Source organism: Rhizorhabdus sp. P4_G5, assembly GCF_056401065.1.
The window spans coordinates 146,401-159,500 of the sequence record NZ_JBFUKB010000002.1; the positions used below are offsets into that span (position 1 = coordinate 146,401).

At 64.0% G+C, this 13,100-nt stretch carries 13 protein-coding genes; 2 read left to right on the plus strand and 11 right to left on the minus strand.

The window, feature by feature from the left end; genetic code table 11:
- Positions 1-3 precede the first annotated feature (3 nt).
- Entirely contained in the window at positions 4-1,176 is a 1,173-nt protein-coding gene (locus AC1DQK_RS03015) for a mechanosensitive ion channel family protein (RefSeq protein WP_477867263.1), read from the plus strand.
- A gap of 28 nt (positions 1,177-1,204) precedes the next feature.
- Here AC1DQK_RS03015 and AC1DQK_RS03020 read toward each other — a convergent pair whose 3' ends face one another.
- The 8 genes from AC1DQK_RS03020 to AC1DQK_RS03055 all read right to left on the minus strand — a co-directional run bounded on the left by AC1DQK_RS03020 (position 1,205) and on the right by AC1DQK_RS03055 (position 8,404).
- Positions 1,205-2,398, minus strand: a complete 1,194-nt coding sequence (locus AC1DQK_RS03020; protein WP_477867265.1) for a hypothetical protein — start codon at positions 2,396-2,398, stop codon at positions 1,205-1,207.
- A complete protein-coding gene (locus AC1DQK_RS03025) occupies positions 2,398-4,005 on the minus strand; it encodes an MBOAT family O-acyltransferase (protein ID WP_477867267.1) in 1,608 nt (535 codons plus the stop codon). The genes AC1DQK_RS03020 and AC1DQK_RS03025 overlap by 1 nt, the downstream gene beginning before the upstream one ends.
- A 22-nt stretch (positions 4,006-4,027) precedes the next feature.
- Positions 4,028-4,273: an acyl carrier protein gene (locus AC1DQK_RS03030; RefSeq protein WP_477867269.1), complete on the minus strand. Its 246-nt coding sequence runs from the start codon at positions 4,271-4,273 to the stop codon at positions 4,028-4,030.
- 5 nt (positions 4,274-4,278) lie between these two features.
- Positions 4,279-6,192 carry an HAD-IIIC family phosphatase gene (locus AC1DQK_RS03035; RefSeq protein ID WP_477867271.1) on the minus strand — a complete coding sequence of 638 codons (1,914 nt, stop codon included), beginning with the start codon at positions 6,190-6,192 and terminating at the stop codon, positions 4,279-4,281.
- Between the two features lie 85 nt (positions 6,193-6,277).
- The gene (locus tag AC1DQK_RS03040) at positions 6,278-6,406 is read right to left on the minus strand and encodes a hypothetical protein (protein ID WP_477867273.1); all 129 of its coding nucleotides are present in this window, start codon (positions 6,404-6,406) and stop codon (positions 6,278-6,280) included.
- Between the two features lies 1 nt (position 6,407).
- Positions 6,408-7,625 (minus strand): dipeptidase, encoded by a 1,218-nt coding sequence (locus AC1DQK_RS03045; RefSeq protein ID WP_477867275.1) that lies wholly within the window; start codon positions 7,623-7,625, stop codon positions 6,408-6,410.
- A complete protein-coding gene (locus AC1DQK_RS03050; protein ID WP_477867277.1) occupies positions 7,612-7,815 on the minus strand; it encodes a hypothetical protein in 204 nt (67 codons plus the stop codon). Before AC1DQK_RS03050 ends, AC1DQK_RS03045 begins: the two co-directional genes overlap by 14 nt.
- Positions 7,805-8,404: an RNA polymerase sigma factor gene (locus AC1DQK_RS03055; protein WP_477867279.1), complete on the minus strand. Its 600-nt coding sequence runs from the start codon at positions 8,402-8,404 to the stop codon at positions 7,805-7,807. Before AC1DQK_RS03055 ends, AC1DQK_RS03050 begins: the two co-directional genes overlap by 11 nt.
- Positions 8,405-9,079: 675 nt before the next feature.
- Between AC1DQK_RS03055 and AC1DQK_RS03060 the strand changes: the two genes are divergently transcribed.
- On the plus strand, positions 9,080-10,723 hold the full coding sequence (locus AC1DQK_RS03060) for a hypothetical protein (protein ID WP_477867281.1): 1,644 nt from the start codon (positions 9,080-9,082) through the stop codon (positions 10,721-10,723).
- Here AC1DQK_RS03060 and AC1DQK_RS03065 read toward each other — a convergent pair.
- The 3 genes from AC1DQK_RS03065 to AC1DQK_RS03075 all read right to left on the minus strand — a co-directional run bounded on the left by AC1DQK_RS03065 (position 10,720) and on the right by AC1DQK_RS03075 (position 12,880).
- Positions 10,720-10,998 carry a hypothetical protein gene (locus AC1DQK_RS03065; protein ID WP_477867283.1) on the minus strand — a complete coding sequence of 93 codons (279 nt, stop codon included), beginning with the start codon at positions 10,996-10,998 and terminating at the stop codon, positions 10,720-10,722. The two genes, AC1DQK_RS03060 and AC1DQK_RS03065, sit on opposite strands and share 4 nt — an antisense overlap.
- 310 nt (positions 10,999-11,308) lie before the next feature.
- The gene (locus AC1DQK_RS03070) at positions 11,309-11,533 is read right to left on the minus strand and encodes a DUF5818 domain-containing protein (protein ID WP_477867285.1); all 225 of its coding nucleotides are present in this window, start codon (positions 11,531-11,533) and stop codon (positions 11,309-11,311) included.
- 414 nt (positions 11,534-11,947) lie between these two features.
- On the minus strand, positions 11,948-12,880 hold the full coding sequence (locus AC1DQK_RS03075) for a glycosyltransferase family 2 protein (RefSeq protein ID WP_477867287.1): 933 nt from the start codon (positions 12,878-12,880) through the stop codon (positions 11,948-11,950).
- Positions 12,881-13,100: the final 220 nt, after the last annotated feature.

The following is a 13,100-nucleotide window of genomic DNA, read 5'->3' on the forward strand; positions in this document are numbered from 1 at the left end:
AAAGTGAACGGCGATTTGACCAGCAACGGCGGGGGTAATCCCCTGATACAGTCGGCCACCGACTTGCAGCAGCTATGGACCCAGATCATAGGCTGGACGACCAGCCATTATCTCAGCATCGCCCTGGCGGGCATAGCGGGCGCGATGATCGTGGTGGGCCTGTTCGGCCTCCGCATGCTCGGCACGAGAATGTGCCGGCGCAGGCATATCGGCCATTGGCCCCGCATCCTCGGCCGGGCCGTCGCACGCACCAACCTGTTCTTCATCATCATGCTCGCCGCCAGGATCGTCAGCGGCTATGCGATGCCGCCGGCGATGGTCGCGGATACCGTCCGCTTCCTGTTCATCGTCGCGACCGCGATCCAGGCTGCGCTGTGGACGCGCGAGATACTGATCGGCATCGCCGAACATCGGGCCGGCGAGGACGAAAGCAATTCCTCGACGCTCGGATCGGCGATCGGCCTGATCCGCGTGCTGGTCACCGCGATATGCTTCATCGTCGCGACCCTCCTGATCCTCGACAATGTTGGGGTCAACATCACGGGCCTGGTCGCCAGCCTCGGCATCGGCGGCATCGCCATCGGCCTCGCCGCCCAGGGCATCTTCTCCGACCTGTTCGCGTCGCTCGCCATAATCTTCGACAAGCCGTTCCGCCGTGGCGACACGGTCAGATGGGACCAGACAACCGGCACCGTCGAGGCGATCGGTCTGAAGACCACGCGCTTGCGCGCAGCGACCGGCGAGGAGGTGGTGATCTCCAACACCAACCTGCTCAACAAGGAGTTGCACAATCTGGCGCACACCATGCGCCGGCGCGCGACGCTGATGCTCGGTGTGACCTACCAGACCCCGCCCGAGGTGCTGCGCCGGCTCCCCGATCTGGTGAAGGCGATCGTGACGCGGCAGGACAAGAGCGCCTTCCTGCATTGTCAGATGATCAATTTCGGCGCGTCGAGCCTCGATTTCGAATTGCTGTTCGACGTGATCGACGAGGATGGCGAGGTGTTCAACCATGTCCGTCACGAGATATGCATCGCGATCCTGGAGGCATTTGCGCGCGAAGGCATCATGTTCGCCTATCCGACCCAGACGACCTTCACCGCAGCGCCGGATGGAACCATGATCATGCCCTATGCGCTGCCGGAACCGGCCACGGCGCCCCGAAAGGTCGGTTGACCCGCCGGCAGCGGACGGAACGCCGAGGCTAGCGGCTGGCGCGAACCAGCCGGTCAAGCCCGGCTCTGCCGCCTGTCCGATAGATGCGTCTCGCCTGCCGCTCGGCGAGCAATCGCGTATCGATGCTGCCTGGTGCCAGCGGCACGCCATAGGCCCGGTCGCCGCGGTAGATCGTGGCGAGGATCTTCTCTCCAAGGCGCTGCCTGAAATGGCTCGGTTCCCAGAACCAGCGGGTCGAACCCGAGCGGTCGCCCGGATCGGGGACGGGCTCGGTCGAAAAGCTGTCATATCCGAGGAAGTCCCATAGCGGCACCTGTCCCTGCCCCGCTTCGGCCACCAGCACGGCCAGCGCGCGCTTGGCCTGCTCGTAGCGCGGCCAGAGGCCGGCGCGATCGAGGGCGTCGAGATAATCGGCGTGGAAAGGCGCGATGGCGATGTCGAGCGTGATGCCATGCTGGCGGCACAGCCTGATCAGGTCCTCCAGATCGGCAAGGTGCGCCAGCGGCGCATCGGGGTTGGCCTTCAGCCTCGCTGCCATGTCAGCGAAGCTGGCGATCAGCATGCGGTCCTTCTGCAGGAACAGGGCGTCGAAGCCGTCTGACAGCGCTACCCTGCGGAATCCGCCTTCGCTCATTGTGCCTGCAGGCGACAGGTCGATGACGTTAGGATCACGCTGCGCCAACAGCGTCTTCGCGCTCGCCACCAGCGCATCGGTCGACAGAGTCGCCAGCAGCACGTCACCGGCCCCGTCGCCCAAGGCCGGGAATCGGGCGGGAGCCGGGCTGATCGGTGCGCCAGCCGCTTCCGGGCGCATATATTCTTCGAGCTCGATCAGAACCAGGACGCGTCGCACCGCATGCTGCGCCATGGCGCGGCGCAGATTGGCGGTGGCATCGCGGATGCCGCTGCCGGGTATGCCATAGTTGAAGACTGGACGGCCGTCAGCGGGCCAGGAAGTGCTGGCAGGATCGAGGCCGACCTCAACCTTCGAGCTGCCCAGCATCAGGCCCCGCGCCGGCATGCGCAGGACAAGATGGTTCTTGGCAAGCTGGGTGTGATCGATCGTCACCGGCTTCGCGGCGTTCACGCCCGTAATCCGGGGCGCGCCGATCACGAGATAAGGATCGACGAGCCCGTTGACCAGGGCGACAATCGCTACCAGCAGCAGCAAGGCCGCGAGCCAGCGCTTGCAATAGACCAGCATCCCCGAGACCCGCGCCATCAGAAATGCCAATACAGAAAGTCGCTGACGCGATTCAGCGACAGCAGGCCCAGCGCGGTGACGCCCGAGAGCCCTACAGCCCAGCGCGCGGAGGGCGCCCAGGTCATGCACCCGAGCAATCGGGTCTGGCCCGACGGGCGAGTCTTGAAGCCGAGCGCGGGAGCATGATCGGCGAGCATCTCATAGCTGTTGGGCAACGCCAGGACGACGAACAACGCGATTGCCATCAGACCCCAGAGTTGGGCGAACTCGACTCCACTTTCGAAAGCGGCGGCGACCGGCAGGCCGGGCCCAAGCCTGGCCGCGATGGCCGCCGGGAGGGTGAAGCCATTGACCCCGGCCATGCCCCGCAAGATGTCGATTCCGGCGCCGACCGACGAAGCCCTGAAGAAGACCTCGGCCGAGACCACGAACAGGAAGGTCAGCGCCCACGATCCCGGCTTGGTGAGCATTGCGGCCGTGCTGCCGCTTGGCCACCAGAGCGGGCGACGAAGCCGCCAGCCATGGTTGATCACCAGCGCCACCCCGTGCAAGACGCCGAACAGCAGAAATTGATACCCCGCGCCGTGCCACACGCCGGCCAGCACCATCGTCGTCATCGTCGGATAGGCGAGCAGCACGAAAAATGCCTTCGATGTGGTGCGGCGGCCGGCCATTCCCGGTAGCCGCTTCGCGGCGCGCTTGCGGGTGAGCGCGAGGCTGATCGGGCTGAAGATATAGGCGGTCAGGAAGCGGGTTAGCGTCACGTGCCAGCGCGACCAGTAATCGATGATGCTGGTGGCCTTGAGCGGCGAATCGAAATTATAGGGCAGCTTGATGCCGAACAGCCGCGCCGCGCCGATCGCCATGTCCGAATAGCCCGAAAAATCGAAGTAAAGCTGAAGCATATAGCCCAGCGCCGCACCCCAGGCTTGCGCCAGCCCGGGATGGCCACCAACGCTCGCTGCAGTCCAGGTCGGGCCGATCAGCGCCGCGATCGGGTCCGCGATCATCACCTTCTTGAACAGGCCGGTGAAGAACAGCGTCAGCCCCACCGCGAAATCCTCGCTCCGCGCGCGCCCATCGGCGGCGGCGAATTGCGGCATGAGCTCGCGATAATGGACGATCGGCCCGGCGATCAGCTGCGGGAAGAAGAGGACGAACAACGCGTAGTCGCGGAGGTTCACCTTGGCGACCCGCCCGGCCCGCACGTCGACGAGCAGCGCGATCTTCTGGAAGGTAATGAACGATATGCCCAGCGGCAGGATCAGATCGTCGAGCGAGAAGGAACTGCCTGTGACATCGTTGACCGTGGTGAAGAAGAAATTGCGATATTTGAAATAGCCCAGGAAGGCGAGATTGAACGCTATCCCTACCCAGAACAGCGCCGTCGCCAGCCGTGGCCGGCGATCGTCGAGGCGCAGCAGCAGGGTGACGAGCAGATAATTGATGGCAATCGACGGCGCGATCAGCGCGACGTTGAGCGGGCGCCACCACGCATAGAAGAGCAGCGAGGCGAAGACGAGCCACAACAGCGCCGCCGACCGGCGCGCTGTGCCGAACGCATAATAGATCGCCACGACGATCGGAACGAACGCCAGGATGAACTCGTAGGAATTGAACAGCATGGCCCCCGCCCCGCGCTATCGATTATCTGGCCAGCTTCTCCCGGATCATCGCAATCATGTCCCCCACGTTGCGCATTTCCTCGATCTCCGCGGTCTTGAACTTGATGCCGAAGCGGCTTTCGACTTCGACGACGAAGGTGATGTTGGTCATCGAATCCCAGTGCGCGACGTCGGCCGCCGTCGTCTCCGGCGTCAGCACCAGACCGGGTTCGTCGAGAACCTCGCCCAATATCTCCGATAGCTGCGCCGCTACCTGCGCCTGATCCATGAAGTTCACCCCCCTACGCTACGAATGAAAGTCGGTCTTGGCGCGAAGCTGTCCAGCGGCAAGACCCAGCGGGTCACTCCTTCCCCGCCGTCCTCGAGCAACGCGAATCCGAGTTTCGCATAATGATCGCGCACCATGGCGTTTTTCGCGCTCGGAATATACTCGCCGATGAGACGCGACGCGCCGAGCCGTCGCGCCTCGGCCGCGACCAGGTTGAGAGTCGCCTCTTCCACCTGGCGGCCCAGCACACGGCAGCTCATCAGCCAGGTATCGAGGACGATGTCGCCTGGCCTACCGTCGCGGCCGGTCACGATCGCGATCACCCCGTTGTCGCCGAACTGGTCGACGAGCCGGATCTGCAGGGTCAGCGCGCGATCGTCGGTGCTCAGCGCCGCCACCTCATCATCGCTGCTGCGCCGCGTGGTGAGGTTGAACTGGTTGGTCTTGTTGATCAGCTGGACGATGCGCGACTGGCCGATGGCGTCGAAACGTCGCCACCGCATCTCCATGTCGAGGCTGCGCAGATAGGATTCGAGATCGGTCGTCGCGCCGCGCAGCTCCTCGCGCTCGGCGTTCGCCTGATATTGGCGCGTTCGGTCCAGGTCCTCCTCCGTCGGCTGGCCGCTCTCGAAATAGCCCGCGGACGCGATGCACTCGGCGTATAGAGCTGGATCCTCGGGCAGCTCGGGCACCGCGACCATCGGCAGGTCTCGCCGGACCAGGTTCCGCTCGAACGGGTTGTCGTCGGCGAACACCAGCGCATCGAGACCGATGTTCAGGCGCTCCGCGATGTAGCGGATGTTGGCGACCTTGTCGGACCAGTTGATCGCGAAGCAGGCGATATCGGATCGGCGGAGCAGCATCTCGGGATGCTTGTCGAACGGCTCGAGCCCGTTGGCCTCGTCATTCTTCGAACAGACGGCGAGGATGATCCCGCGCTTCGACAGGTCGAGGACATATCGCTGGAACGCCGCATAGGCCTCACCGAGCGCACTCCCCTGGCCGAGGGATATCCCCTCCAGGCCATCGTCGCCGATCACCCCGCCCCACAGGGTATTGTCGAGATCGAGCACCAGGCATTTGAACGAGCGGCCCTGCTGCGCCGCCAGCAGACGCGACACCAGATCGCCATAGACCGGCGCTGCAAGCGGGTGCAGTTCCTGCTTTGCACGGTGCCACAGCACCGGATCGTGCCACGCCCTTATGCCGTCCTGCGCGGCGCGGCTGTCGAGCGCCACGATGTCGACGCCTTGGCTATCCGCGCGAAGACGCAGCCGCTGGTTCAGGGCAGCGATGGCCGCAGCGGGAGAACCGGCCAGCCGATGCTCGGCATTGCCCAGCAGTACCGGGAAAACCGGCAACGCCATCTGGTGCAGGATCGCGCAGCCGAACGATGCCCGCGCCTTGCTCCACAGCGAAGCAAGATCGTCGACCAGCCGGTCGAGCCTCTTGTCTGCCGCAGAGGCGGATTCATCGACGCGGAAGCTCCCTGCGAGATGATGGGAGTCCAGCGCGAACAGGATCGCGGTGGGCCGGAAGGCATGGAGCGCGGAACCGGGATCGAGCAGCTCATGCCGATATTGGCCATAGTCGCAGACATAGGTCGTCAACCACAGGCCGCGCCGCAGGGCGGCGACTCGCAAGGCGGGCAGCAGGTGATCCACCGTCGATGATGCGAGCACCGCCAGGCGCACCGGCCGGGTAGAGAGATCAGGCGGAGGCCCGTCTCCGAACAGGCGCTGCAGGCGGCGATCGAGCCGAACGGTCGCCAGACCGCCCAGCCGCCAGGCGGCAAGCGCAATCAGATGCTGCCAGCCCTGCTCCGGTGGCACCTCGGCGGCAAGCTCGGCGGCCCAGGTCGGCAGCGGATCGGGCAACCAGGAAAGTTCCGGATAGGCCTGCGCCGGCCGGTCGGTCATGCAGATCTTCCCTGCCGAACAACGCTGGCTTCGCCTGTGGCTGGAGATGGAGTTTGGAAGGTACGGGCGATCATCATCGGTACTTTCACGATGACGATAAATCGGCGCCAAAGGCAATGGCCTTGCCCATCCGCACCAGCGGCACAGGCACGCCGCCGGGCGCTATCGCTTCGAAGGGCTCCATGAGGCGCGGGGCCAGCAGACCGGCCGTCACCTCATGGCGCCTCGCCTCGCTCGCGCGCGCCTTCGGCCTGCGCCGCCGCCATCACGCGCAGTAGATTGCCACTCCAGATTTTCTGGAGGTCGGCTTCGCCGTAGCCGGCCTTGATCAGTGCGGCGCTGATCTTGGGGAGGCCCGTTACATCCTCCAGCCCCACCACGCCGCCGCCGCCATCCCAGTCCAAACCGATTCCGACATGGTCGACGCCGGCCACTTTCAGCGCGTGGAGCAGGTGAGCCATGAAATCGTCGAAGCTGGCCCGTTCGGCGGGATGGGCGATATCGATGGCGTGGCGCTCGGCGAGCAGGGCGCGATAGGATCCCACGCCAAGTGGTGCGCCTTCGCTCCGGCGCGCCAGCGCGTCGAGCGCCTTGCCGCGCTCGGGATCGTTATTCAGCTTGCGGAGATAGGCACCAAGGCTGTTGATCTGGATGACGCCGCCGGCCGCTGCCAGCTTGCGCAGCCGATCATCGTCGATGTTTCGCGGATGGTCGAAGACGGCCTTGCAGCCGGAATGCGACAGGATGAAGGGCGACTTGGACAGCCGCAGGAAATCGTCGAACACCGCATCGGAGGAATGCGAGGCATCTAGCACGACTCCGAGCCGGTTGGCCTCCGCGAGCAAAGCCTTGCCTTCCGGGCTGAGCCCGCCCCATTTCGGACCCGCGGGATCGGTCGAGCTGTCGGCGAACTGGTTGTTGGTGAAATGCGCAAAGCCGAGCAGCCGCACGCCCATCGCGTGAAAGGTCTCCAGAAGGCTGATATCGTGCCCGAGCGGATAGGCGTTTTCGATGCTCATATAAACGACGCGCCTGCCCTGGGCGGCGATGGCCGGTGCATCGGCGGCGTTCACCGCCAGCGCGAAATTCTTCGGATCGGCCGCTGCCATCTCGCGGATCGCCATGCCGCGCAGGAGCGCATAGTCGCGAGCATGGGCAAAGCCGGCATCATCGAGCGGCCCCTGCGGCGTGAAGATCGCCCAGAAGCCGCCATCGAGCCCTCCCGACTTCATTCGCGGCAGATCGACCTGGCTATAGTCCTGAGCATAAGCGTGGCGATCCTCTATCTTCCAGCCGGGCTTCGCCAGCGACGCCGGGGTATCGAGATGGCTGTCGAGCGTGAGCAGCCGCTGCTGGAGCGTCGCCGCTGCGGCCGGCGCGGCCATCGCCAGCATAGCGGCGGCAACCGCCATCCAGCGGTTATTGCTGGCCATGATCGGGCGGAAGCACCGGCTCACCGGGGGAACGATGGGGATCATGATCGGGGGACGGCGCGACCGAACGGAGCATGCCCGCCCGATCCCATGCCCTCGCGACCTGCGCGAAGGCGACCGCGTTGCGGTGATCTGCAGTCAGCCATTGCTCGATCTCGGCACGGACGACATCGGCGGGGTCATCGAGCATCCTGACGAAAAAGCTCGCCGCGCTTTCCTGCCGGCGCTCTTCGTCGCTCTGCGGCGGATTCGCCACGCTCAAAGACCCCCTCCTCCATCTCGGCGATGGCCCGGCTGAGCAACAGCATCGCCTTGGCAAGATCCTTCTCGACGGTGGACAGCGACAGTTCCATCTCCGCCGCTATCGCCCCAATCGAGCGCTCATGCACCCTGCGCAGCACGAATACACGCCTGCATTGCGGCGGCATAGCCTCGATCACGCGTTGCATCTGGCGCAATTCGTCGCGCGCCGAGATCCCGGCTTCGGCTCGGCTGTCAGGCTGGGATTGGTCGAGATCGGCTACGCTGTCGGAAGGCAGCATCGCGTTGCCCCTCGCATTATCGATCAACATGTTGCGGGCGATGCGAAAGAGATGATGCCGTCCATCAGCGATGCTCGTCCAATCTTCGGCACCATAGGCCCGCGCGAATATCTCGGACACCAGATCATCGAGATCCGCCTCGGACGGCGACGCGCGGCGCAGACGCGCCCGCAATGCTCCCCGATGCGGCAATATGCTCGCCTTGAACCAGTCGATACGCTTGGCGAGACCGCTCACTGAGCTTCCCTTGATACTGTCGACCCGATCCTCACCTTCATTTCAGCTACGCAACAGACACCTGCCTTGGCAGCGGCTGTCCAGCGGCGATTCCCGCGCTGCAGCATTATTATCAAAAAACCTATTCCTGTGCAGAAATCAACGGCACAAGCTCCAGCGCGCCCCGATGTTTCGGAGACTAACGCCGGTTTCCTATGAGACGCGGCAGCATCCTGGCAGACGGGATGCGCCGCAGGGCGGAATAGCTCCCAGAGTGGAGCAATCCGACACGGCCGCCGGCTTGATCCTCATGCTTTCTCGGATAGGCTGCGGCAAACGGGGAAACATATGATCAGCAACCTTGCCGCGATGCTGCTGGCGGCCGGCTCGGCGATGGCAGAGAGCCCTCCAGCGCGGCCCGCCGCTCCGGCTGCTTCGCTGCAGTCGCAGTTCGACAGCGCGACGGCCGCGCATGATGCCGGACGCTATGATGAAGCCGTTCGCGGCTTCGAGGCCCTCGAGAAACTCCCGGGGGTTCAGCGGAGCGCGCTGGTCCTCGGCACGATACGCCTGCGCAAAGGTATCGATCTCGCCCGCATGGAGAGACTGGAGGAGGGAGAATCGACTCTGCGGCTGGGTCTGAAGGGCGTACCGTCAGACCGTCCCGAACTTCGCCGCGACCGATTTCTCGCGGAGATGGAGCTGGGCAATCTGGCCATCGCCCATCTCGACTATGCCGCCGCTACGGAAGAGTTCAAGCGGGCGCTGGATCTCGCCGATGATGTGGCAAATCGAACCAGCGCACTTGTCGCGCTCGGCTGCAGCACGATGTTCGATCCCGGCGATGCGGCAATCCGATACGCTGATCAGGCGCTGGCGATCGTCGCAGCTCAAGTGGACAGCCCCAAAAAGACCAACATCGCCAACCTTCAGACGCTGCGAGCGCGGGCGATGCTCAATCATGGCCTCTCCATCGAAGCATATGCGTTGCTGAAAAAGGCCGTGACTAACCAGGGCGGCCTTGATCTCAAGGTTGGTGCGGCGGAGATCGTGACGCGATCGGACCTTGCCATAGCGGCACTACTCTCCGGAAAACGGGACGATGCCCGCCACTATCTCGCCTATACCGGTGCGGGCCGTATCGAAAGAGCGCCCTTCCAGACTGCCGTCCATATGCTTCCCCCGCCTTGTGGCGGACCCGCAAATCTTCAGCCGGACGATGTCGCGGTGGTTGAGTTCAGCATCAGAGCGGATGGATCGGTCGGCAGGGTCACGCCGGTATATGCGTCCACCAACGGACAGGCTGCATTCGAATTTGCTCGCGCGGTGACCGGCTGGTCGTGGCGATCCGAGCAAGTGGCCAAAATCCCAGAACTATTCCGCCTGATCACGCGGGTCGAACTTCGCTGTTCCACAAGCGCGCAGCGTCCACCGATCGGCCAGGCGCTGGCGGCAAGTCTTGATAAATGGCTTCTGGCGTCGCACGCCCCGCCTGCCGCCGAGGGTGCGAGCGATGCGGCCAGATTCGCGCCGCTGAAGGCCGAACTGGCGCGTCGACAGGCCACGGGTGGCGGCATATCCGCGATACCGGTCCTGCTCGCTCTTGGCAGAGAGACGGTAGCAACTCCGGACGATCGACAAATGTGGCTTACTCAGGCCCGCGACCTGGCCATTCGAGCGGGTGCGCCGCTGCCGGCGCTGATGTCGATCGAGACGCAATTGGCCGCCGAAGTTCCGCTCTGGCGAAAATCCGGCGCCGTCACCTATCGAAGCCAGTTGCGCACGCTGCTGGACCAGCCCGGGGTGGCTGCGGATGCGGTCGTTGCGAATACGCTGAAACTGCTCATTGCGGAACCGATCGTACGCGCGCAGGCTCCGTCCGACGCCAGCGTCCTCCTGCGCCAGGTGATCGACGACGATCGGCTCGGTAGGACCAATCCCCTTCGCATCGGCGCGTTGGTGCGGCTGGCTGCGCTGCAGGCGGAAGCGGGCGATATCGCCAGTGCTGCCGCGACCTATCAGCAAAGTGGGCTAAGCAGCCAACAATGCGCTCTGATCGACGCCAAGCCGGCCTTGCTACATATGGGCCTCGACTCTGGTGATTATCCCACGGCAGCGCTTGAGATGGGCTTCGAAGGGTGGGTGAGGCTGGAATATGACATCGAAGCAGATGGTCGGACGGCGGCGCAACGCGCCATCATCGCCTATCCTCCGTTCGTATTCCGCGATGCTGCAGTCGGCGTCGCGAAGAACTTCACCTACACCAAGAGTTACCGGCCGGACGGCGCGACGGCTTGTGGCGGCGAGCAGCAAAACCTCAACTTCCGAATTCCTCATTAGCGGCGCGCGCCTCCCGCAACGGCCGACCAGCCGGCGACGGCAATCAGAAAGAGCAGATCGGCGGCGAGGATGCCCATCGCGATCGACGCGGTTGCGCGCGCTGCGATATAGCCCGGGATTGCGAGCAGCAGCAACAGGACGAAGGCTCCTGCTATCAACGTCGGCAGCTTCGATCGAGCGCGCCGCCGTGGGAGTCTTGCCGTGGCGGGACGCGCAGTGCCGCGATATGCGCCCGGTGCGGTCGAGGGCGGCAGGTCCGATTGCAGATATGCCATAAACGGTCTCCACGACAGGGACGGCATCATGGCCGCCTCCCCTGTTGCCGGGCTTCTAGCGACAAGGCGTACCGATTGGTACGCCAGACCCGGCAACACAGCGTTCACATTTCTTTGCAGTTCGCGCAGTGACGGTGCTCACAGCTGCGCATATTTTCCGCTATTTCCGGAGCACGCGGTTTTCGCAGGGACAGTCGAGCCTTGACGCGCGGCCAAGCATCGCGTCAACCGCGGCGGGCTTGAGGGGGAACAGGCCTTACCTGAGAATCAACGCCTTGCCGGCAGGGCGGGAGGATGGGACAGGAGATGGTCACGCCGCCTCAGGCGCGGGACCGATTCCCTCGACGGCGATCAGGGTCTTGCCGAACATGATGCCATCTATGTCGACGCGCTGGTCGATCAGATGATGAGGAATGCGATCCATTTCGAGCCAGAACTCGCCACCGTCCTCGCAGCGCAGGGCGAAGCAGTTGCTCTTGGCGATCAGCTGCCCGGTCTGGCGGCAGCGTCCATGAACGGCATCAGTGTCTTGCATCGACATGCTCCCCAACCCGATGGAAGCACCCTCTCCGCCCGTCACACTACGTACTTTGCTGCACTGCGCAAGAGCGATGATCGTGGCGCGTGGACCGACCACGTCCGAGTCAGCCCGGCGGCCCCGGCGTCGCCGTCCTCCGGCGCTGCCTGCTATGCCTGCAACCGGTCGAAGGACATTGTGGCGAGTATGACGCCAGCTCCTCGCGAGCAGCGGAAATCGTCCGGCATGTCGGGCGCGGAGCTTGTCCTGAGCATAAGGCGACACTGGCCCGGCCTGCCCGTCCTGATCGTGTCGGCTATGCCGATGCCGATGCCGAAACGAGTGCACCGGACATACCGAGACTGACCAAAGCCTTTCGCGAGGCCGAGCTGATGAAGGCGATTGCCGGCGTAAGCTAGAAAATGAAGACGCCTATAGGTCCAGAATCCGGCGGGGGTGGAGCCGGCCGAGCATCACATCATATAGCGCCAGCAGATTGCCGCGAAATCGTCCGCGATAATCGAACAGCCGCGGCTTCAGGAGACTGCGGATTCCGTTTCCCACGATCGCGCGCGCCGTGAATCGCGCCGCGCGTTTATAGGGACAGGTCCCCTTTTTATAGAGATAGATCGGGTTCGCGATCTGCGAATAGCCGAATCTGAATCCGCTTGTGCGGCCCAACTTCACACCCAGGTGCACACCGCGGCACTCCGGAGTGTAAAGCACCTTGCCCAGTCTCGCCACCCGGCTGGTGATGTCCAGGTCCTCCTGCCAGGAATAGAGAGGCAGGTTTTCGTCGAACCGGATTTCCGACAGGACGGACGCGCGAAAGGCCATGTTGCACCCGTAAACCGAGCCGACCTCGCGCTCCTCACCGGCAGCCCAATGCGCCATCGGCGGCGCTTCGCCGGCCAACAGCTTTCGAGCGTACACCTCGTCGATAGCCTCGCCATTCACCCCGTCGCCGAGAATGCGGCCGGTTAGCGCGCTGACATCCGATCTCTCGGAGAGCACGCCCGCTGCCCGTTCAAGCCAGTCGCCGGCAGGGCGGAAATCGTCGTCGAAGAATATGACGACGTCCTGGGTCAGATCGGGGTTCTCATGGTTCATGACATAGGCGATGCCCTCGTTCCTCTGGATCGCCGCACCGGCCTCTCGTGCCAGCAGGCAGCGCATCCAGTGCCCATCGCCGTCAGCAACCCCTTCGATGTCCGCTGCTTCGCTACCGACCACGATCAGCCTGCCGATTAGATCGCGCTGAACCCGCAGGAGATCGCGCAGCAGACGGACCTGCTGAGGCCTGCCTTTCGAAGCGATGATGACGAAGGCCTTTGCCCGCCGAGATCTCGCAGTCGGGAGTGTCATTGAGGGCATGGTGCGATCCTTCACATGACCGACTACCGCTTCGCAGACGGCGCGCACTATCAAATGTTACGACAAGATATTTTGCCTTAATACAGTCCTATGATCCTGTTATGATCTAACCTGCTTCTGCCAAATCGTCCCTAATTTCTACAGGAATCGGCAGCAGGACATGCTCCCCAGCGGTTCTTTGCCGCATCAGCATGATCATCTCGGCGTGTGT